This is a genomic window from Kitasatospora sp. NRRL B-11411, from assembly GCF_000721345.1.
GTDB classification, from domain to species: domain Bacteria; phylum Actinomycetota; class Actinomycetes; order Streptomycetales; family Streptomycetaceae; genus Kitasatospora; species Kitasatospora cineracea.
Window position 1 is genome coordinate 1 of sequence record NZ_JOGH01000046.1, and the last position, 18,489, is coordinate 18,489.

Sequence of the window (18,489 nt, forward strand, 5' to 3'; positions counted from 1 at the left end):
TGCGGTCGCGAGGGAGTCCAGGTCAGGCGTCACAACCGACCTTTGGACTCCCTCGCTTCATCTCATGCGCTTCAGGTGCCCTTGGCATCAACCATCTAGCTCCTGGCCGACGGTGTCCGCGACCGGGCCTACCCCGGCGCCGTATGGGCCGTCGGCGACCCGGCCGGATTCCGAGCGGGCGGCGCCGCCGGTGTCCTCGACCCCGCCCGCCCGGGCACCCCGATGCTGCCGGACACCGTCTTCGACGTCGCCAGCCTCACCAAGATCCTCGCCGTCTGGTCCACCGTCGGCACGCTCTGGGAGGACGGCCTCCTCCCCCTCGACGAACCGCTCGGCGCCTTCTGGCCCGAGGTAACCGGGCACCCCCTCGGCCGGGCCACCGCACGGAACCTGCTCACCCACACCGCCGGCCTCCCGCCGCCGTCCGCGAAGGCGTCCTCCACGAAGCCCTCCACCGCCGCCCGGGCGAAGCCGTCGACTACACCGACCGCGCCGCCCTCGTCCTCGGCTACCTCGCCGAACACCTCTCCGGCCACCACCTCCGCGGCACCGCCCACGACTTCTCCGCCCGCCTCCTGAACGGCGTCTGCGGAATCGCCGGCGCCTTCTCCACCGCCGACGACCTCGCCCGATTCCTCCACCACCTGCTCACCCCCTCCCCCACCGGACAGGCCGGCTTCGGCCCCACCTGGACCAAGGAGTCCCTGACCGTCCACACCGGCCAACTGACCCCCGCACGCGGCCTGTTCTGGCACCCCGCCCCGGGCACCGACCCCTGCGACGACACCTGGGTCCACTACGGCTTCACCGGCACCGGCATCTGGATCTCCCCCAGCCGGCAAACCTGGGCCGTACTGCTCACCAACAAGCTCTACTACACCCGCGACCGGCAACCCCTCACCGACATCCGCAACGCCTTCCGGAAACTCGCCTTCGGCGAACGGCCGACCCGGACCTGACCGCAACCGGAAGTTGTCGGCCGCACCGCACCCGCCACGACTACCTCGATCGGGGATCGGGGCGGTGGGAACTCGCGGAAGCAGCGGGGTGGCGGTGGCGGGGTGGTCACCGGCCGCCGGGTCGGGGTTACTCGTCGGCCCGGCCGGTGAGGCAGGCCGGGCAGGTGCCGTGGAGTTCGACCCGGTGGTGGACGTCGGCGAAACCGGACCGTCCGGCGGTGCGTGCGGCCCAGGTCTCGACCTCGGCGGAGTCGACGGCGAGGCTGTGGCCGCAGCGGCGGCAGATCAGGTAGTGCCGGTGTCCGGGCCCGGGGCGGTGGCGGTACAGCCGTTCGCCGGAGTCGTCCCGCACGACGTCCACGAGTCCCGCCCCGGTGAGTGCGGCCAGGGTGCGGTAGACGGTGGACAGGCTCACCCCGGTGCCGGCCGAGGCCATGCGCAGGTGCAGGAGTTGGGCGCTGGTGAATCCCGGGCAGGCTGCCAGGGCCCGGCGCACGAGCGCCTGTTGCGGGCTCTCCCGCCCGGCCCGGGCGGCCGGTTCCGGGGACCGGGTCATGGGCCGGCCCGGCGGACCGGGGCCCGGCGGACCAGCGCCGTGGCGGCGTAGCAGGTGGCGGCGACGGCCATGATGGCGAAACTGGGCGGCAGTTGGGGCACGACCGCACTGAGCGTGAGCCCGCCCCACATCTGCAGCACGGCGAGTGCGGCGGAGAGGGCGAGCGCCCGGTAGGGGCGGTCGGTGAGGCGGACCGCGGCCCCGGCGGGTGCGGCGAGCAGGCCGAGCAGCAGCAGCGAGCCGACCGCCTGGGTGGCTTCGGCGGCGCAGGCCCCGACCAGGACGAGGAAGCCCGTGCCGAGGGCGCGGGCCGGCACGCCGCGCGCGGTGGCGACGGCTTCGTCCAGGCTCGCGAACAGCAGGGGCCGGGCGATGAGCAGGGTGGCGGCGGTGACGGCGAGGGCGATCAGCACGGCGGTGGCGGTCCGGGCGCTGTCGAGGCCGTAGAGGGAGCCGAACAGCACGCTGGTGCCCGCGTTGCCCTGGGTGGTGGAGCGGTGGGTGGTGTAGAGGGTGAGGAAGAAGGTGCCCAGGCCGAGGATCCAGGAGAACAGGGTGCCGATGACGACGTCGTCGGGGCGGCCGCGGCGGCCGAGGAGTCCGAGCAGCACGGCTGCGCCGATGGTGGCGGCGAACAGGCCGAGCCGCAGGTCGTAGCCGCCGGCGAGGGCGGCCATGGCGCCGGTGAAGGCGACGTGGCTGAGGGTGTCGCCGGTGAAGGTCTGGGCGCGCAGGACGAGGAAGTGGCCGATCAGGCCGGAGGCGAGGGCGATGGCGGTGCCGGCGATCAGGGCGTGCTGGAAGAACGGCTGGTGGAGGGTGGTCATGCGGGTCCTCCGGTCGGCAGCGGGGTCCGGCCGGACCTGTCGCGCAGGGCCCGGGCGAGGTGGGCGAGCAGGTACCCGGCGAAGGCGAAGGTGGTCACGCAGAAGCCGAGGGGGTAGGGCTGGTAGTAGGCGGTGAGCAGGCCGAGCCAGCAGGCGGCGAGGCCCAGGAGCACGGCGAGCGCGAGGCCGAGGGCGGGCCGGGCGGTGAGTTGCCGGGCGGTGGCGGCGGGCACGACCAGGAGTGCGAAGACCAGCAGGCTGCCGGTGATCTGGCCGGCCTCGGCCGTGGCAGCGCCCAGCAGCAGCAGGAAGGCAGTGCCGAGCGGGCGCACGGGCACGCCGCGGGCGGCGGCGACGTCCGGGTCGAGGGAGGCGAACAGCAGGGGTCGGCCGACCAGTGCCAGGACGGCCAGGACCAGGCCGCCGGCCGCGGCGAGCAGGACGACCTGGTCGGTGGTGATGCCGAGGAACGTCCCGAACAGCAGGGCCTGCGGGCCGCCGAGCAGTCCCTTGTAGAGCGTGACGAAGAGGAACCCGCAGGCCAGCGCGAGCGCCTGGACGGTGCCGGTGGCGGCGGACTCCTCGGCGCCCCCGGAGCGGCCCCGCTCGCGCAGCGCGGCGATGACCAGCGCGCCCGCCAGGCAGGCACCGAGGTAGCCGAGCGGGACGGAGAGGCCGAGCAGGGTGGCGAGCGCGGCGCCGGGGAAGGCCACCACGGACAGGGTGTGTCCGGCGAAGGTCTGTCGGCGCAGCACCATGAACCAGCCGACGACGCCCGCCACCACGGCGACGACGGTGCCGGCGCGGAAGGCGTTGACCATGAAGGGGTAGGACCACATCTGCTGGAAGTCGGCGAGCAGGTTCCAGGAGAAGGCCGGTGCGGCGGGGTCGGCTAGCAGCACGGGCCACAGCTCCCGCAGTCCTCGGGCACGCCGACGACGACCAGGCGGCCGGCGGCGGTGGTCAGCACCTCGACGGGGGCGCCGTACAGGCGGCTGAGGGTGGTGGAGGTGATCACTTCGGCGGGCGGTCCGGAGACGGCGCGGCCTTCGGCGAGGTACACGACCCGGTCGAGGTGGTGCAGGATCGGGTTGACGTCGTGGGCGACCATGACGACCGAGACGCCCTCGTCCCGGCAGATCCGGCCGAGCAGGGCGGCCGTGGCGCTCTGGTTGGGCAGGTCGAGGCTGTCGAGGGGCTCGTCGAGCAGCAGCAGCCGGGGGCGGGTGACCAGGGCCTGGGCGAGCAGCAGGCGCTGCTGCTCGCCGCCGGAGCACTGGCCGATCGGCCGGTGGGCGTAGGCGGTGGCACCCACCTGCTCGACGACCTCCCGGACCCGCTCGCGCTCGGCGCGGCGGCGGGCCCGGTGGAGACCGGGTACCGGGACGCCCCAGCGGTGGCCGTCCAGGCCGAGGCGGACGATGTCGGTGCCGCGGATGCGGACGCCCGCGTCGAAGCTGCGGCGCTGCGGCAGGTAGCCGATGCGGTCGCGGGGCGGGAGGCGCAGTTCGCCCGCGGTGGCGGGGACCGCGCCGAGCAGGGTCTTGACGAGGGTGGACTTGCCGACCCCGTTGGGGCCGAGGACGGCGGTGAACTCCCCGGCCCCCACGGTCAGGTCGACGCCCGACCAGAGCGGGCGGCCGCCGATCCGCACGGCCGCGCCGCGCAGTTCCAGCACGGGTTCGGCGAGGGGTGCGGCGGGTGCCGAGGGCCCGCTCGGTGCGGGAGGTGCGGGGGGTGCGGGGGGCGAGGCGGGCCCGGTCGGTGCGGCGGTCACTTGCCGGTCGCCTGCTTCAACGCGTCGGCGATGCCCCGGAGTTCGGCGGTCTGCCAGTCCTGGAAGGAGGCGTTCGCCGGGTCGGGCGTCTCGGTGACGGTGGCCACCGGGATGCCCTGGGCCTTGGCGGCCTCGGCCTGGGCCTTGATGTCCGGGGTGTCGTTCTGCCTGTTGTAGATGTAGACCTTGATCTGCTGGGCGGTGATCTGCGCGTCGGCGGCGCTCTTGTCGGCGGCCGTCGGGTCGGTGCCCTCGCTGACCGCGTCGAGCAGGCCCTCGGGGGTGAGGAGCTTGAGGCCGAGGCCCTCGGCAAGCGGGGTGACGATCGACTCGGAGGCGCCGATCGGGGTGCCGGCGTACTGCGTCCTGATCCGGTCGATCAGCTGGTCGTAGGGGGCCAGGGCGCCCGCCAGGAAGGTCGCCTTCTGCTGGTCGAAGTAGGCGGCGTCGGCCGGGTCGAGCTTCTTGTAGTCGGCGGTGATCTGCTCGACGACCTGGTGGACGCTCGCCGGGGAGTACCACTGGTGCGGGTTGCCGCCCTCCTTGACGCCGACCAGGTCGCCGACCTTGAGGGCGGTGCGACCGGGGGCCGGGTTGGCGGCCGTCAGCTTGTCCGCCCAGGTGTCGTAGCCGATGCCGTTGGTGATGACGTACTGGGCGTCCGCGACGGTGCGGCCGTCGGCCGCCGTCGGCTCGTAGTCGTGCGGGTCGGCGTCCGGATTGCTGATGATGTTCGTCACCTCGGCGTGCTCGCCGCCGAGTTGGGCGGCTATGGAGCCCCAGAAGCTCTCGGCGGCGGCCACCCGGACGGTCTTCCCGGTGGTGCTCGACGCCGCCGGGGCGTCGGACTTCGCGGGACTGGTCGAGCAGGCGGCGGTGGCGGCCAGGGCCAGCGCGGCGGCGGTGGCGGCGGTGAACCGGACGGGGCGTGCGGGCGCGGGGATGCGCATGGCGAAGGTGCTCCTCGGAAGGGTGGTGCGAACGCCCTCACCATAGATGGAAACGGTTTTCATCTCCAGATTCTTGAGGAGAATATGAAAATCATTGCCGAATCTTGACCCGGGCAGCGCCGGGGACCGCGCAGGCCGCCGCGGTTATTCAGTGAATATGATAACGATTGTCATATCAGTGCTGCCCGTGGTTCAGTGGTGCCGCCCCCCGCTGCCCGACTCCGGAGCACTCCCCGTGGATTCCGTTCCTCCGCTCGTGACCGCCCTGCGCGGTATCGCCGAACGCCCCGCGCTGATCGGCCACGACGGCCGACCGGTCAGCGGCGCCGCGCTCCTGGGCGGGACGGTGCCGGCCGACGTGCTGTCGCAGGCCCTGGCGGCCCGGGTGCGGGCCGCCAGGACGGCGACCCGCGAAGAGGACCCGCAGGAGCGGCGGCTGCAGTACTGGGCGAGCGTGCTGGGCCCGCCGCCGATCCGGCACACCGTGCTGCTGCCACCGGCCGAGCTGGGTGTCGAACTGGCGCTGGCCACCCTGCTGGCCGGCGGCACGGTCGTCTGCGGCGACCCGGACCGGCCCCTGGCCGACCTGCTCGCCGAGCTGGCCCGGTCGCGCTCCACCCACCTGAGCCTGCCCTCCGAACTGCTGTGGCGGATGAGCGGGTCAACAGACCTGCCCACCGAAGACCTCGGCGAGCTGCGGCGGGTCCTGCACATCGGTCCCGAACCGCGCCAGCAGGACGTGTACGCCGCCGTCGAGGCGCTGGGCGCGGTCGTGGCGCACGTCCGCGAGCCGGGCAGCAGTGCCGAGGCGTCCGACACCGCCCTGCGGGAGGTCGTCGCCGCCGCCACCGACGCGGCGTGGAAGCAGCTCATCGGCGTCACGGCCGACCAGGCGCGGGTGTTCACCGAACGCCTGGACGCCGCCGTGCTGGCCTCGATGCTGCTCGCCCTGCGCCGCGACGGCGTCTTCGCCGAGCCCGGCCGGGGCCACCCGCTCGCCGAGGTCCTCCGCGCGGCCCGGGTGGCACCCGCGCACCACCGGCTGGTCGAGCGGTGGCTGGAGGAGCTGACCGCCCGCGGGCTGACGGCCCGGCACGGCGACCTGTTCCGCGCCGAGCGCTGGGTCGACACCTCGGAGGTCGCCCGGGCCTGGCGGCTGGCCGCCGACGCCTGGACGGGCTCGCTCGGCTCGGCCACCGTCATCGACCACCTGCGCGGCAGCGCCGAGCGGCTTCCCGCGCTGCTGTCGGGCGAGGAGCGGGCCGTCTCGCTCCTGCTGCCCAAGGGCAGCCTGCGGGTGGTCGAGGCGCTCGCGGCCAGGACCGCGGCGGGCCGCTACCGGGCCGCCGTCCTCGGTGCGGCGCTCCGGCGGATCGCCGCCGGGCACCGCGGGCCCGGCCCGCTGCGGGTCCTGGAGGTCGGTGCCGGCGTCGGGACCGCCACCGACGCGGTTCTCCGGGCCCTCACCGCGGCGGGCTGTCCCGGCACGGGGGTGGAGTACCTCTGCACGGATCCGTCCGACGTGCTCCTGGCCGCCGTCCGCGCCCGGGTCGGCCGCCACCCCCACCTGCGGTTCGAGCTCTTCGACCCGCACGGTCCCGGCCCCGGGCCCGCGGCCGGCCCGTTCGACGTGGTGGTCTCCGACGGCGTCCTGGGCTCCGCCGCCGATCCGGACCCGGCCGCCCGGCGGCTCGCCGGGCTGCTCGCCCCGGGCGGATGGCTGCTGCTCAATGAACCGGCGCGCACCCGCCTGGAGTTCCTCGTCTCCGGAGCGTTCCTGCCCCACCTCCGGCCGGGGGACGCCAGGACCGGTCCGGGCGCGCCCGCGCCCGGTGCCGCCCGGTGGCGCGCGGCCCTCGCCCGGGCGGGCATCCGCACCGTGTCGGCCGTCACCGGCGACGACCACCCCGTCACCCTGCTCGGGGACCAGCTCTTCGCGGCCCGGGCCGGGGGCTGACACCCGCTCCCCCAGAACGGCGACTTCGCGGCCCGGGCCGGGGTCTGACACCCGCTCCCCCAGAACGGCGAGGGGACCGCAGCGCTGGGCTGCGGTCCCCTCGCTCCGGTCTCACGGCGTCAGCAGGCCGCGTTCGTACGCCTTCGCCAGCCGGCGCGGAACGAGGTGCTCGCGCCCGTCGACGGTGACCGGGACCAGGTGCGGGGCCGCGGCCTTCCAGTGGGCGCGGCGGTGACGGGTGTTGCTGCGGGAGGTCTTCCGCTTGGGGACGGCCATCATGGGCTCCTATCGGACGGTGGTGGGGTAAGGCAGCAGCGCCGTCTCGCGAGCGTTCTTGATCGCGGCGGCCATCGCGCGCTGCTGCTGGACGGTCAGCCGGGTCACCCGGCGAAGGGGGCACCTCCCGGCCGGAGGCCGGGGGAGGATCTTCCCGCGGTCGGAGACGAACTTCCGCAGCCGGGTGGTGTCCTTGTGGTCGATGTACTCGATGCCCGCCTCGATCAGCGGGTTGGGGCGCGGTCTGGCCGGCCGGGGCCGGGGCGCTCGGCCGTCTCGGGTTCTTCCTTCCGTTCAGGAGACGGGTTCGAGCAGGTCCTCGAAGGCGTCGGGGAGTGCCTTCCAGCCCTGTTCGCCCGTCAGCAGTTCGGCGTCGGTGAGCAGGCAGGAGTCGAGCAGCTCGGTGATCCCGTCGGCGTCCAGGCCCTCGGCGGTGAAGACCAGTTGCTGGATGCGGTCGCCGTGCTGCGGGTGCCAGTCGAGGGCGGCCGCGGCCCGGCGCTGGGGCGGGTAGTGCTCCCACTGCGCGTCGGGCAGCACGGCCAGCCACGGTCCGCACTCCTCGACCGCCAGGTTGGCCCCGGCCGCGTCCCAGGCCAGCATCAGCTCGGGGCGGTTGGCCAGCCAGAACCGGCCGCGGCTGCGCTGTGCGGCCGGGACGAGCAGTTCCAGCGCGTCGTGCAGCCGCTCGGGGTGCAGCGGGCGGCGGCGCTCCCACACCAGGGTGGCCACGCCCGCCTCGTCGGCCTGCTGCGGCAGCAGCGCCAGGGCCGGGTTGACCCGGTCGCGGGCGGCGGGCACGTCGAAGCCGCCGAGTGCGGCCCGCAGCAGTTCGCCCGTCCCGAGCACCACGCGCCGGGCGGTGGGGTGCAGTTGGCGCAGCATCGCGATCCCGGCGTCGCCGCCGCGGGCGACGGCGAGGGTGGTGGCGTACTCGATCTGGTGGGCGAGCGCCTCGGCCCGGGTGCGGAGGTCGTCCGCGGAGGTGTGCTCGGCGTGCTCGGCGAGGTCGTCGGAGACGGAGAGTTCGCCGATCAGCCGGTCGGGGTCGAGTGCGGCGACCACTCCGGCGAGCTCGATCAGCTCGGCCATCGGGCGGCCGTCCACCTCGCCCTCGGCGATCACCTCGACCACCGGGTGCGGGTCGCTGCCGCCCCACAACTCGACGATCGCCAGGCCGTGTTGACCGGCTTCGGCGAGGTCGGCCAGCTCGGGCAGCAGGTCCTCGCGCACCGCGCAGCAGGGGCAGCCGTTGGACAGGGGCAGTTCGCCGGTGTCGAACACGCCTTCGCTGTCGCGCAGTTCGCGGTGGACGGTGCCGCGGTCGGCGTCGCGCAGGTCGTGGTGGAGGACCACGCCGCCGACCGCGCCGTCGAGCAACTCCTTGACGGCGCGGCGGCGTTCGGCCCGGTGCAGGCCGACCACCACCACGACGGGGAGCCTGAGGTGTGCGGGCACCGCGCTCACCAGCTCGACTTGCGCACGCCCGGCAGCTGTCCGGCGTGGGCCATGGCGCGCAGGTTGATCCGGGACAGGCCGAAGGCGCGCTGGTAGCCGCGCGGGCGGCCGTCCACGGCGTCCCGGTTGCGCACCCGGGTGGCGCTGGCGTCCCGCGGCTGACGGGCCAACTCGGCTTGCGCGGCGGCGCGTTGCTCCGGCGTGCTGGCGGGGTACGCGATGGTCCGCTTCAGCTCGGCCCGGCGCTCGGCGTAGCGGGCGACCAGGGTGCGGCGCCGCTCGTTCTTGGCGATCTTGCTCTGCTTGGCCATCAGACCTTCTCCCCCCGGGCGCGGATCCGGGCGACGGCCGCCTCGATCCCGATGGTGTCGACGGTCTTGATCCCCTTGGCGCTGAGCACGAGGCGGACGTGGCGGCCCTCGCTGGGCAGCCAGTAGCGCTTGCGCTGGATGTTCGGGTCGAAGCGGCGCGGGGTGCGGCGGTGCGAGTGGGAGATCGCGTTGCCGAATCCCGGCTTGCGGCCGGTCAGTTGGCAGTGGGCGGACATCGGTGCTCCGTTCCAGGCAGGTTGATGGGAGTACTCTACATGAAAATGGATTTCATTTTGCTACAGTCGTGCCCTACCCCCGATGCCGGACAGCCGGCCGAACCGAAGGACCCCCGTGGCACGCAACGAACTGCGCCCGATCATCAAGCTCCGCTCCACCGCCGGAACGGGCTACACGTACGTCACCCGCAAGAACCGCCGCAACGACCCCGACCGCCTGGTGCTGCGCAAGTACGACCCGGTCGTCAGGCAGCACGTCGACTTCCGCGAAGAGCGCTGACCCCCTCACCCCGAAACCCCGAAACCCCGAAACCCCGAGACCCCGAACCGCCAGGAGGAACAGCGAAGTCCGGCATTCGCCCCGCGTACCGCCCCGTGATCGACGTCGAGGTCTCCTCGGCCGGCCGTCCCCTCCGACCCGATCAGGCCGGGCCCGGGTCCGGGACGGTCGAGGCGGCGGCGGCGCGGCGGCGCAGACCGGCCAACAGGCCGTGCCGCGGGGCGAAGGTCCAGCAGAGCAGGAACACCGCCGTCGCCACCAGGACGATCAGACCGCCCGCAGCGAGGTTCCAGGCGTAGGACAGGTACAGGCCCGTGAGCGAGGAGAGCGCTCCGATCACCGGGGCCAGGACCATCATCGTGCCGATCCGGTCCGTCAGCAGCCGCGCGCACGACGCCGGTGTGATCAGCAGCGCGAGCACCAGGACGTTGCCGACCGCCTGGAGCGAGATCACCACCGTCACGGTGACCAGCGCGTAGAGCACCGCGTCCAGCAGCAGGACCGGCAGGCCCAGCGCGCGGGCGCTCTCCCGGTCCAGGCTGACCGCCACCAGTTCCTTGTGCAGCAGCAGCGCCACCGCGACCAGGACCGTTCCCGCCACCGCCACGGTCAGCACGTCCCCGTCGCCGATGCCGAGGATCTGCCCGAACAGGAAGGACTCCAGCGAACCGCTGTAGCCGGGTGCGGTGCTGAGGACCACGATGCCCAGGCCGAACGCGGCGGCGAAGAAGACGCCGATCACGCTGTCCTCCTTGAGCCGCCGGTTCTGCGAGAAGACGGCGACCGCCAGCGCGGTGGCCAGGCCCGCGACCGCACCGCCGAGCACCAGGCTGGTGTGCAGGACGAAGGCGATGGCGACGCCGGGGAAGACGGCGTGCGAGACGGCGTCGCCGATGAAGGCCATGCCGCGCAGGACGACGTGGCTGCCGATCACCCCCGCGACGATGCCGGACATCGCCGCGACCAGCAGGGCCCGCTGCATGAAGACGTGCTGCCACGGGTCGGTGAGGAAGGCGAGGACGGCGTTCACCGCTCCACCCCCAGGGAGTGCAGCAGCTGGTCGGTGCGGGTGACGCCGAACGTGCGGAGCCAGACGTCCGGGTCGCGCAGGCTGCCGGGACTGGCGTCGGCGACGACGGTGCGGTTCAACAGGCAGAGCCGGGTGCAGGCTTCGGCCGCCGCCGGCAGGTCGTGCGTGGTCATCAGCAGGGCGGTTCCTTCGTCGCGGAGATGGGCGAAGAGAGCGGTCAGCAGGTCCTGGGTCGGTACGTCGAGTCCGGTGAACGGCTCGTCCAGCAGCAGCAGTTCGGGCCGCAGGGCCAGGGCGCGGGCGACCAGGACGCGCTGGCGCTGTCCACCGGAGAGCTCCCCGATCGGGCGGTGGCGCAGGTCGGTGAGGTCCACCCGCTCCAGTGCCTCGTCCACGGCGGCGCGGTCCGCCGCGCCCGGGCGGCGCAGCCAGCCGATCCGGTGGACCCGGCCGCTCATCACGGCCTTCTCCACCGAGAGCGGGAAGTCCCAGACGAACTCGTGGCGTTGCGGCACGTAGCCGACGCTGCCGCGCCGGCGCTCGGCCGGCGCGCCGCCCAGGGTGACGGTGCCGGTCCGGGCGGGGATCAGGGCGAGGACGGCGCGCAGCACGGTCGTCTTGCCCGCGCCGTTGGGGCCGATCAGGCCGACCAGTTCCCCGGCGCGGACGGTCAGGTCCACGTCGTGCAGGACCTCCCGTCCGCCGAGGTGGACACCCAGCCCGCTGATCCGCAGGGCGATCTGACGCTCAGTCACTTCCCGTTCCCCTTCCGCGGCGGCGCACCAGCACCACCGCCGCACAGACGGCGAGGACGGCCGCCGCCGCACCGCCCGACGCCCACGGCACCCACCCCGTCCGCCCGGTCGGCCCAGTAGGCCGGGCCGGCTGGGCCGGGGTGTCCTGCGCGGCGGGCAGGGCCGACAGCGGGTCCTGCGCCCCGACCGAGAAGTGCAGGGTGGTGCGGGCGTCGTGGCTCTGCCCGTCCAGGGTCCTGGCGGTCATCCGGATGCCGAGCCGGTAGCTGCCCGGGGCGGTGAACGCCCAGTTGCCGTGGACGTGGCTGTTGGTCTCGATGCCGGTCTCCTGCGGCAGCGGCCGGGTGCTGTCGAAGACCGGCTCGGGCGTGCCGAAGCTCCCGTTCAGGAAGAGCGTGAAGCGTCCCGGGCCGCGGACCGACTCCAACTGCCAGGTGACCTCGCGGTCGAGGGTGTGGACGACGCTCGGGTCCTGGCTGTTCCAGCCCGGCCACAGGACTCCGCGCTGCTGCACCTGGGGCAGCAGCCAGACCTTCGCGCCGGGGCTGCCGAGGAAGGCGAACGCCGGGTCCGGCGGCACCGTGACGGCGGCGGCGTCCACGGCCTGGAGCACCACGTGGTCGGGGTCGCGCCACACGGGAGCGGTACCGCCGGGAGCGGTACCGCTGTCGTCCCGGATGCCGATGGTCCAGCGCCCCTGGTCGAAGCGCGGCCCGAGGTCGACGTGGCCGTCGGCGATGACGGTCGGCGCGTCGCCGTCGGCGATGACGGTCGGCGCGTCGCTGCCGGCCGCTGCGGCGAAGGGCGCGGACGGGCCCGCGGTGAGGAGCAGGGCCGTCAGGGCGGCGGTGAGGGCGCGCACGGCGCGGCGGGCGGCGGTCACGAGGTGCCCCCGCCCAGGCAGGAGAGCAGTTCGTCGCCGTTGTGGCGCATCATGTCGGTGTAGTGGCGCACGGTCGCGTCGAAGGCGTCGCCGTACAGGGTGCAGACCCGCACGTGCTGGTCCTCGGCGACCTGGGTGAGGACGGCCGCGCGCCGGGCGAGGTTGGGCTCCGTGAAGACCGCGGGGAGCTTCAGGTTGCGGATGGTGGTGGTGAGCCGCTGCACGTCGTCCGCGCTGGGCTCCTGCGCCGGGTTGGGGACGACGAAGCCGGCGACCTTCAGGCCGTACGCCTGGGCGAGGTAGCCGAAGGCGTCGTGGGTGGTGATCAACTGCCGCCGCTCGGCGGGTATCCGGCCGATCCGTTCGGACAGGTAGCCGTCCAACTCGTCCAGTTCCTCCCCGTAGCGGCGGGCGTTCTCCGCGTAGGCCGCCGCTCCGCCGGGGTCGCGCCGGGCCAGGGTGTCCCGGATGAGCTGCACGTACGCCTTGGCGTTCTCGGCGTCCTGCCACAGGTGCGGGTCGATCTCGCCGTGGACGTGCTTGCCGAGGACGGCCTGCGGCAGTTGGTGGACGGCGGCGCCGGGGGGACCGAGGAAGGCGAACGCCGGGTTGTCGGGCACCTTGTCGAGGGCCTTGTTCGGGACGTCGATGACCACCTGGTCGGGCGGCAGCTCCTCCTGCCGGCCGTCCCCGGCCCGCAGGTCGGTGTAGGCGGAGAGCGCGCCGGTGTCGAGGTTGACCGTCAGGTCGGTGTGGCCCTCGTCGATGACGGTGTCCTGCGGGCGGGCCGCTCCGTGCGGGTCCACGCCGACGGCGAAGGTGAAGGTGCCGGAGCCGAGTTCCTGCGGCGCGCCCTGCGGGTTCTTCAACTGGGCGTGCAGCGTGAGGCGGTAGATCCCGGGGGCGGTGAACGCCCAGTTCAGGTGGGTGTGGGCGGCGGGCGGCAGCGAGGTGGTGTCCTTGTCGTCCAGGCCGTCGGCGGAGTCGAAGTACACCTGCGGCCGGCCGAGCGACTGGGTGAGGTAGGCGATCAGGTGGCCGGGGCCCTGGACCTCGGTGGCGGAGAGCAGCACGTCGGAGGAGCGGGTGGCCCCGCGTGCCGCGCCTTCGCCGCGCACCCGCAGGCCGAGCCACGGCACGTCGAGGGCGATGTTCTCCACCAGCGGGATGACGTGCGCGCCGTACGCCTCGGCCGCCTCGGCGAGGGAGACGTTCGGCGAGCCCTCGGGGGCGTTGGCGTCGATGGTCTTGATCAGGGCGTGTTCCTCCAGGAGCAGGTGGTTGGTGAAGGTCACGTCGGCCTCGGCGACCTTCGCCGCGTCCCTGGGGGTCGGCTCGTAGGAGTGCGGGTCGCCGCCGGGCGGGACGATCGAGTCCACCCGGACCCGGTCGCCGCCGACCTGGCGCACCAGGTCCGCCAGGATCTCCGTGGTGGTCACCACCCGGAGGCCCTTGCCGTCGGAGCCCGCGGCGTCCTCGGGCCCGCAGGCGGTCAGGGCCCCGAGCAGCAGGGCAGCGGCCCCGAGCAGGGCGGTGGGGCGTTTCATGGCTGGTCGCTCCGGGCGTTCGGGGGACGGTGGTCGGGGGCGGCCGGGACGGCGCCCGGCTTCGCCCGTCGGCGGCCGACGGCGGTGATCGCGCCGCCGCCGAGCAGGAGCAGCACGCCGGACACGGCGAGCGGGACGGTGGCGGACGGGCCGGTCTGCGCCAGCGCGCCGGAAGCGTTGCCCCGGCCCGCCGTGCGGCCCGGGTCGCGGGCCGTCCCGCCTGCGCCGGTTCCGGTGCTGCCGGTTGAGGTGCTGCCGGTTCCGGCGGGGGTGGTGGCGCCGTCACCGGCCGGGGTCGGGGCCGCCCCGTCCCCGACGGTGAAGGTGAGGGTCCGGGTGTCCGTGACGGTCTGCCCCGAGGCGAGGTGCCCGCTGAGGGCGAAGGTGAGCCGGTAGGTTCCGGCGGCGCTGAACCCCCAGTTGGCGTGCGCGTGGACGCCCGGGTCGACCGGGCTGCGGTCGGGCAGGCCGTCGCGGCTGTCGTACAGGACGGTGGCCCCGCCGAGGCCGGCCGTCTGCCAGATCGCGACCTCTCCGGGGCCGTCCGCCTCGGTCAGCGCCAGCTCCAGCGGCCCGGACAGCGGGCTGGAGGTCAGCGCCTCGGTGTTCCAACCGGCCCACACCACACCGGACTTCTGCACCTGCGGGATCAACCAGAAGGTACTGCCGGGTGCACCGAGGAAGGAGTACGCCGAACCGGCCGGGACCTGCTGCCGGGCCGCGTCGCCGACGTGCACCGTCACCGCGGAGGGCTCGCGCCAGAGCACGGCGTCCGGGGTGCGGCTGTCCTTGAACAGCAGGCGCAGCTTCCCGTCCACCCACTGCCCCGCCAGCGCGTCCACGTGCCCGTCGCCGATGGTGACGGGGGCGGTGGCGATCTCCGCCCCGGGCAACGACGCGGGCAGCAGAGCGCGGGGGGCCGAGAACGGGACGGCAGCCCGGGCGGCCGCAGCCGAGGCGGCCGCGACGGCCGGGGATCCGGCGGCCGCGGAAGGCTCGGCAGCGGACGGCGAGGGTGCGGCGGACGGCGCGGGTGCGGCGGACGGTGCGGCAGAGGCTTCGGAGGCGGTGACGGCGGCGTGCACGTGGACCGTGCGGGTCGCCACTCCCCCGCCGGACAGGGCCGCCTCGGCGGTGAGGTCGAAGTCGTACGCACCGGGGCGGGTGAACGCCCAGACCAGGCCGCCCCGGGCGGCGGGTGCCAGGGCTGCGGTGTCGGGCAGCGCGTCGGCGCTGTCGAAGAGCAGGAGCGGCTCGGCGGCGGACGGCCTCCCGCTGTTCCCGGGGGTGTCGGAGCCGGTGGGTCCGCCCGGACGTTCCGGGCCGGTGGTGTAGAGGATCACCGCGCCGGGGCCCTGCACCCGGCCGAGGGAGAGTGACAGGCCCGAGGGCGCGAGGTCGGCGGCGGCGACGGCCGCGGTGTCCCAGTGCGGGGCGTCCTGCCCGCCGGGTGCACCGAGTTGCCACAGCGGCGTGCCGGGCGGGCCGAGGAAGGCGGGGCTGCCGTCCGGGACGGCGGCCCGGTCGGCCGGGCCCAGGGTGAGCAGGCGGGTATCGGCGCCCGGAGTGCCGGTGGCGGGTGCGGGAGCGGGAGCGCCGACGGCAAGGTCGAGGCCCGCTCCGCTCAGGGAGAGAACGAGGTCGGCGGCACCGGTCGGCGTGGCGCCGCTGCTCGGGGCGGCGCCGGTGCCCGGCGTGGCGGCGCCGGTCGGCGCCTCCGGGACTGCGGCGTACGCACCGCCGGCGGCCCAGAGGACGGCGAGGGCCGATCCGGCCGCCGCGGCCCGTGCGGCCCGTGCGGTCCGTGCGGCCCGTGAACTCTTCATGCTGGTCACGACTCCTGGGTCGTCGGGCTGCGGACGGCGGGCCCGGACCTGTCCGGCCCGGGCCCGCGGGGGTCAGGCGTTCAGGACGTGGAAGGTGTACTGCTGGGGGGCGGAGGAGACGGTCTGCCCGTTCGAGGCGAGGACGCCGCTGACCTTGAAGGTCACCAGGTACGTCCCGGCCGCGTCGAAGCCCCAGTTGGCGTGGGTGTGCGACCCGGCGGCAACGGTGACGCTGTCGGGCAGGCCGTCGTCGCTGTCGGCGAGTTTGGTGGGCGTGCTGCCCGCGGCGGTGTAGATGCTGAACCCGGCCGGACCGCTGACGGCGGTGAGTTCGAACTTCACCTGGTTGTTCTGGAAGACGCCGGCGGGGACGTCGGTGGCGTTCCAGCCGGGCCAGAGCAGGCCCGCGGTCTGGCTCTGCGGCAGGATCCAGGCGGTGCCGCCGGTGCCGAGGAAGGACCAGGCGGGCGTGGTGGGCACGTTGGTGTGCTTGGCCGCGAGCGGGACGTCCAGCACGACGTCCGACGGGGCGCGGTCGACCGCGGTGGCGGTGGTCGAGTCGAGCAGGTCGAGGGTGAGCGCCCCGCCGCTGTAGTCGATGTCCAGCACGTCGACGTGGCCGCTGGAGAGGGTGACGGTGGTGGCGTTGGCGGTGGTGGAGACCCCCGCGACCAGCGCCGCGGCGAGCAGCAGGGAGCCCAGGGCCTTGGTGGGTGCGCGCATGGCGGACGTCCTCAGTTCTTGATCTGGAAGGTGTAGGTGACGGTGCGCGAGCTGACGGCCTGTCCGGTGGCGGCGAGTTCGGCGTCCGCCCTGACCTTCAGCGTGTAGGTGCCGGGCTCGGAGAAGGCCCAGTTGGCGTGGGTGTGGTCGCCCACGTGCAGGGCGACGGTGTCGGGCAGGCCGTCCCCGCTGTCGACGAGGACGCTCCCGGGCGCGCCGAACACGTCGTCGGTGTAGATCGCGATCTTGCCGGGGCCCTGGACGGACAGGAAGCGCACGTTGACGGTGTCGTTGCCGAAGTCGCCCGCGGACAGTTCCTCCGCACCGAGGCCGGCCCAGAGCAGATCCGGGTTCTGCACCTCGGGCAGGATCCACACGGGGGTACCGGCGGCGCCGAGGAAGGTGTACGCGGAGCCGGCCGGCACGGTCGTCCCGGCGGCGGGCAGGGCCTTCAGGACGACCTCCTCGGGGGCGTACTCGACCTCCACGGCACCGCTCTCGTCGTGGACGCCCACCTCCAGTCGGCCGTTCTCGTAACCGAGTCCGACCACGTCCACGTGGCCGTGGTCGAGGACGGTCACGCAGGTGGCGGAGGCGGGGTCGGCGGCTGTCAGCGTTGCGATCAGGGCGCCTGCGGCGACGAGCAGGCGGGCGGGATGGCGCACGGAACCTCCTTCGACGGAGCCCTCGGCGGGCTCGACGGCCGAAACGGTAATCATTTTCATTTTCATATGCAAGGGCCCGCAGGGGAGTTGGGGCGCCCTTGAGGCGGAGTTGGAAACGATGTTCATATCGGATAAGGTCTGCCTCCTCCCGCCTGACCCCACTCCGTCCGCGCGGCGCCACGTCGAAAGGAGGGGCCACGTGAAGGGCCCCAACTCCCTTGCCACTCAACTGGCATCTGCCACTGCCCTGGCCATCGCGGTACTCCTTGCCGGAGCACCGGCCGCCCCTGCCGCCGACACCCCGGTCCCGGCCTCCCCCGCCGCCCGGCCCGCACGTGCCGACGCAGTGGACCCCGTCCACACCGAACGAACCGTCATCGACTCCGGCCACGTGGACGCGATCTCGCCCCGGATCGCCGACGGCACCTTCCAGAGCCTGCTGCTCGACGACCGCGACGCCCTCGCCCCGGTCTGGCGCACCCCCGAGTCCGTGATCCTGCACCTCACCGGGGCCGGCGCACTCCATCTCGGCGACGACACACCGGGTTTCGAGTTCCTGGGCGCCCCCGGCAGGACCGTGTACTGCATCCCGCAGACCCAGGACCCCGCCGTCATCTGGACGGGCTGGAGCACCCAGGCGTTCACCCCCGGCAACGTGACCGGCGACCTGGCCCTCACGCTGGACGCGGTGGACGGCCCCGGGGACGTCGTGCTCTGGGAGTGGTCCCCGTTCGGCGAACCCGAGATGCTCCTCGACAGCCGGTCCGGACTCCCCGCCACCTACCCCGTCCCCAGCAACACCCACCAGCACGCCAACTGGGCCTTCACCGAACCCGGCGTCTACCGCCTCACCTTCGCCTGGAGCGCCAACCTGAACGGCACCGGCCACGTCAGCGACAGCTCCGTCTACACCTTCGCCGTCGGCAACGTCGACACCTCCACCATCACCCTGCCCGGAGCCCAGCCGAGCCCTTCACCCTCGTCTTCACCTTCGCCCTCGCCCTCGTCTTCGCCGTCACCCTCCTCGCCGTCACCATCGCCGTCGCCGTCACCATCGCCGTCGCTGTCACCGTCGCCGTCGGCTTCGACTTCACCGTCGGCATCGCCCTCGCCCTCCGCCGACACGCATGCGAGCCCCAGCGCGAGCGCGAGCCCGACTTCCGGCGCCGGCACAATCTCACCCCAGCCTTTCCTCCCGGCCAGTTCCCCGCCCACCGGCACCACGGCCCCGGTTTCGACGGCCGCCCAAGAACCCACCACCGGGCGCCTGGCTTCGACCGGCTTCCCCCTCACCCCCGTCCTCTTCACGGCCGGACTCCTCCTCGCCGCAGGAGCAGCCCTCCTGACAGTCCGCCACCGCGCGCGGCACACGAACTGATCCGGCTCGCCGCACGTAGCTGTTCCCCGCCTCCAGAAACGGCCCTCTGCCGGATCAGGCATGCTGCCCACCTACCGGCCGCGGGCGGACCGGCG

The 18,489-nt window shown here is 74.0% G+C and carries 20 protein-coding genes and 1 pseudogene; 4 read left to right on the plus strand and 17 right to left on the minus strand.

The window, feature by feature from the left end:
* Window positions 1-102 precede the first annotated feature (102 nt).
* A pseudogene (locus IH44_RS44380) lies at window positions 103-959 on the plus strand (serine hydrolase domain-containing protein).
* Between the two features lie 127 nt (window positions 960-1,086).
* Here the strand turns inward: IH44_RS44380 and IH44_RS0121165 are convergent.
* Genes IH44_RS0121165 through IH44_RS0121185 form a run of 5 tightly spaced genes read right to left on the minus strand, consistent with a single transcriptional unit; the run spans window position 1,087 to window position 5,069 of the window.
* On the minus strand, window positions 1,087-1,515 hold the full coding sequence (locus tag IH44_RS0121165; RefSeq protein WP_030461228.1) for a Fur family transcriptional regulator: 429 nt from the start codon (window positions 1,513-1,515) through the stop codon (window positions 1,087-1,089).
* The gene (locus IH44_RS0121170) at window positions 1,512-2,342 is read right to left on the minus strand and encodes a metal ABC transporter permease (RefSeq protein ID WP_030461229.1); all 831 of its coding nucleotides are present in this window, start codon (window positions 2,340-2,342) and stop codon (window positions 1,512-1,514) included. Before IH44_RS0121170 ends, IH44_RS0121165 begins: the two co-directional genes overlap by 4 nt.
* On the minus strand, window positions 2,339-3,244 hold the full coding sequence (locus tag IH44_RS0121175; RefSeq protein ID WP_030461230.1) for a metal ABC transporter permease: 906 nt from the start codon (window positions 3,242-3,244) through the stop codon (window positions 2,339-2,341). Before IH44_RS0121175 ends, IH44_RS0121170 begins: the two co-directional genes overlap by 4 nt.
* A complete protein-coding gene (locus IH44_RS0121180) occupies window positions 3,235-4,119 on the minus strand; it encodes a metal ABC transporter ATP-binding protein (RefSeq protein ID WP_232795035.1) in 885 nt (294 codons plus the stop codon). The genes IH44_RS0121175 and IH44_RS0121180 overlap by 10 nt, the downstream gene beginning before the upstream one ends.
* Complete coding sequence (locus IH44_RS0121185; RefSeq protein ID WP_030461232.1) at window positions 4,116-5,069, minus strand: metal ABC transporter solute-binding protein, Zn/Mn family; 954 nt, start codon at window positions 5,067-5,069, stop codon at window positions 4,116-4,118. The genes IH44_RS0121180 and IH44_RS0121185 overlap by 4 nt, the downstream gene beginning before the upstream one ends.
* A 256-nt stretch (window positions 5,070-5,325) precedes the next feature.
* Here IH44_RS0121185 and IH44_RS0121190 point away from each other — a divergent pair, with 256 nt between their 5' ends.
* Window positions 5,326-7,026 (plus strand): class I SAM-dependent methyltransferase, encoded by a 1,701-nt coding sequence (locus IH44_RS0121190; RefSeq protein ID WP_030461233.1) that lies wholly within the window; start codon window positions 5,326-5,328, stop codon window positions 7,024-7,026.
* 111 nt (window positions 7,027-7,137) lie between these two features.
* Here IH44_RS0121190 and rpmF read toward each other — a convergent pair whose 3' ends face one another.
* From rpmF to rpmB, 5 genes are all read right to left on the minus strand, one after another.
* On the minus strand, window positions 7,138-7,302 hold the full coding sequence (gene rpmF / locus IH44_RS0121195) for a 50S ribosomal protein L32 (protein ID WP_030461234.1): 165 nt from the start codon (window positions 7,300-7,302) through the stop codon (window positions 7,138-7,140).
* 9 nt (window positions 7,303-7,311) lie between these two features.
* On the minus strand, window positions 7,312-7,530 hold the full coding sequence (gene rpsR, locus IH44_RS0121200) for a 30S ribosomal protein S18 (RefSeq protein ID WP_051817139.1): 219 nt from the start codon (window positions 7,528-7,530) through the stop codon (window positions 7,312-7,314).
* Window positions 7,531-7,596: 66 nt separating this feature from the next.
* Window positions 7,597-8,760: a GTP-binding protein gene (locus IH44_RS0121205; protein ID WP_030461236.1), complete on the minus strand. Its 1,164-nt coding sequence runs from the start codon at window positions 8,758-8,760 to the stop codon at window positions 7,597-7,599.
* A gap of 5 nt (window positions 8,761-8,765) precedes the next feature.
* Window positions 8,766-9,071, minus strand: coding sequence for a 30S ribosomal protein S14 (rpsN, locus tag IH44_RS0121210; protein WP_030461237.1), 306 nt, complete (start codon window positions 9,069-9,071; stop codon window positions 8,766-8,768).
* On the minus strand, window positions 9,071-9,307 hold the full coding sequence (gene rpmB / locus IH44_RS0121215) for a 50S ribosomal protein L28 (RefSeq protein WP_030461238.1): 237 nt from the start codon (window positions 9,305-9,307) through the stop codon (window positions 9,071-9,073). The genes rpsN and rpmB overlap by 1 nt, the downstream gene beginning before the upstream one ends.
* Window positions 9,308-9,422: 115 nt before the next feature.
* Between rpmB and rpmG the strand changes: the two genes are divergently transcribed.
* Window positions 9,423-9,587, plus strand: a complete 165-nt coding sequence (gene rpmG / locus IH44_RS0121220; protein WP_030461239.1) for a 50S ribosomal protein L33 — start codon at window positions 9,423-9,425, stop codon at window positions 9,585-9,587.
* A gap of 142 nt (window positions 9,588-9,729) precedes the next feature.
* On the opposite strand, the gene IH44_RS0121225 is transcribed toward rpmG, so the two are convergent.
* The 7 genes from IH44_RS0121225 to IH44_RS0121255 form a co-directional block, all read right to left on the minus strand.
* Window positions 9,730-10,617 (minus strand): anchored repeat-type ABC transporter permease subunit, encoded by an 888-nt coding sequence (locus IH44_RS0121225; RefSeq protein WP_035955862.1) that lies wholly within the window; start codon window positions 10,615-10,617, stop codon window positions 9,730-9,732.
* Window positions 10,614-11,372, minus strand: a complete 759-nt coding sequence (locus tag IH44_RS0121230) for an anchored repeat-type ABC transporter ATP-binding subunit (protein ID WP_030461241.1) — start codon at window positions 11,370-11,372, stop codon at window positions 10,614-10,616. The genes IH44_RS0121225 and IH44_RS0121230 overlap by 4 nt, the downstream gene beginning before the upstream one ends.
* Entirely contained in the window at window positions 11,365-12,255 is an 891-nt protein-coding gene (locus tag IH44_RS0121235; protein WP_030461242.1) for a TIGR03773 family transporter-associated surface protein, read from the minus strand. Before IH44_RS0121235 ends, IH44_RS0121230 begins: the two co-directional genes overlap by 8 nt.
* Complete coding sequence (locus IH44_RS0121240) at window positions 12,252-13,802, minus strand: anchored repeat ABC transporter, substrate-binding protein (RefSeq protein ID WP_030461243.1); 1,551 nt, start codon at window positions 13,800-13,802, stop codon at window positions 12,252-12,254. The genes IH44_RS0121235 and IH44_RS0121240 overlap by 4 nt, the downstream gene beginning before the upstream one ends.
* On the minus strand, window positions 13,799-15,628 hold the full coding sequence (locus IH44_RS0121245) for a TIGR03773 family transporter-associated surface protein (protein ID WP_051817140.1): 1,830 nt from the start codon (window positions 15,626-15,628) through the stop codon (window positions 13,799-13,801). The genes IH44_RS0121240 and IH44_RS0121245 overlap by 4 nt, the downstream gene beginning before the upstream one ends.
* Window positions 15,629-15,700: 72 nt before the next feature.
* Window positions 15,701-16,351 (minus strand): choice-of-anchor M domain-containing protein, encoded by a 651-nt coding sequence (locus tag IH44_RS0121250; protein ID WP_030461245.1) that lies wholly within the window; start codon window positions 16,349-16,351, stop codon window positions 15,701-15,703.
* A gap of 11 nt (window positions 16,352-16,362) precedes the next feature.
* On the minus strand, window positions 16,363-17,016 hold the full coding sequence (locus IH44_RS0121255; protein WP_030461246.1) for a choice-of-anchor M domain-containing protein: 654 nt from the start codon (window positions 17,014-17,016) through the stop codon (window positions 16,363-16,365).
* A gap of 346 nt (window positions 17,017-17,362) precedes the next feature.
* Here IH44_RS0121255 and IH44_RS42940 point away from each other — a divergent pair, with 346 nt between their 5' ends.
* Window positions 17,363-18,394 carry a choice-of-anchor M domain-containing protein gene (locus IH44_RS42940; RefSeq protein ID WP_051817141.1) on the plus strand — a complete coding sequence of 344 codons (1,032 nt, stop codon included), beginning with the start codon at window positions 17,363-17,365 and terminating at the stop codon, window positions 18,392-18,394.
* Window positions 18,395-18,489 lie beyond the last annotated feature (95 nt).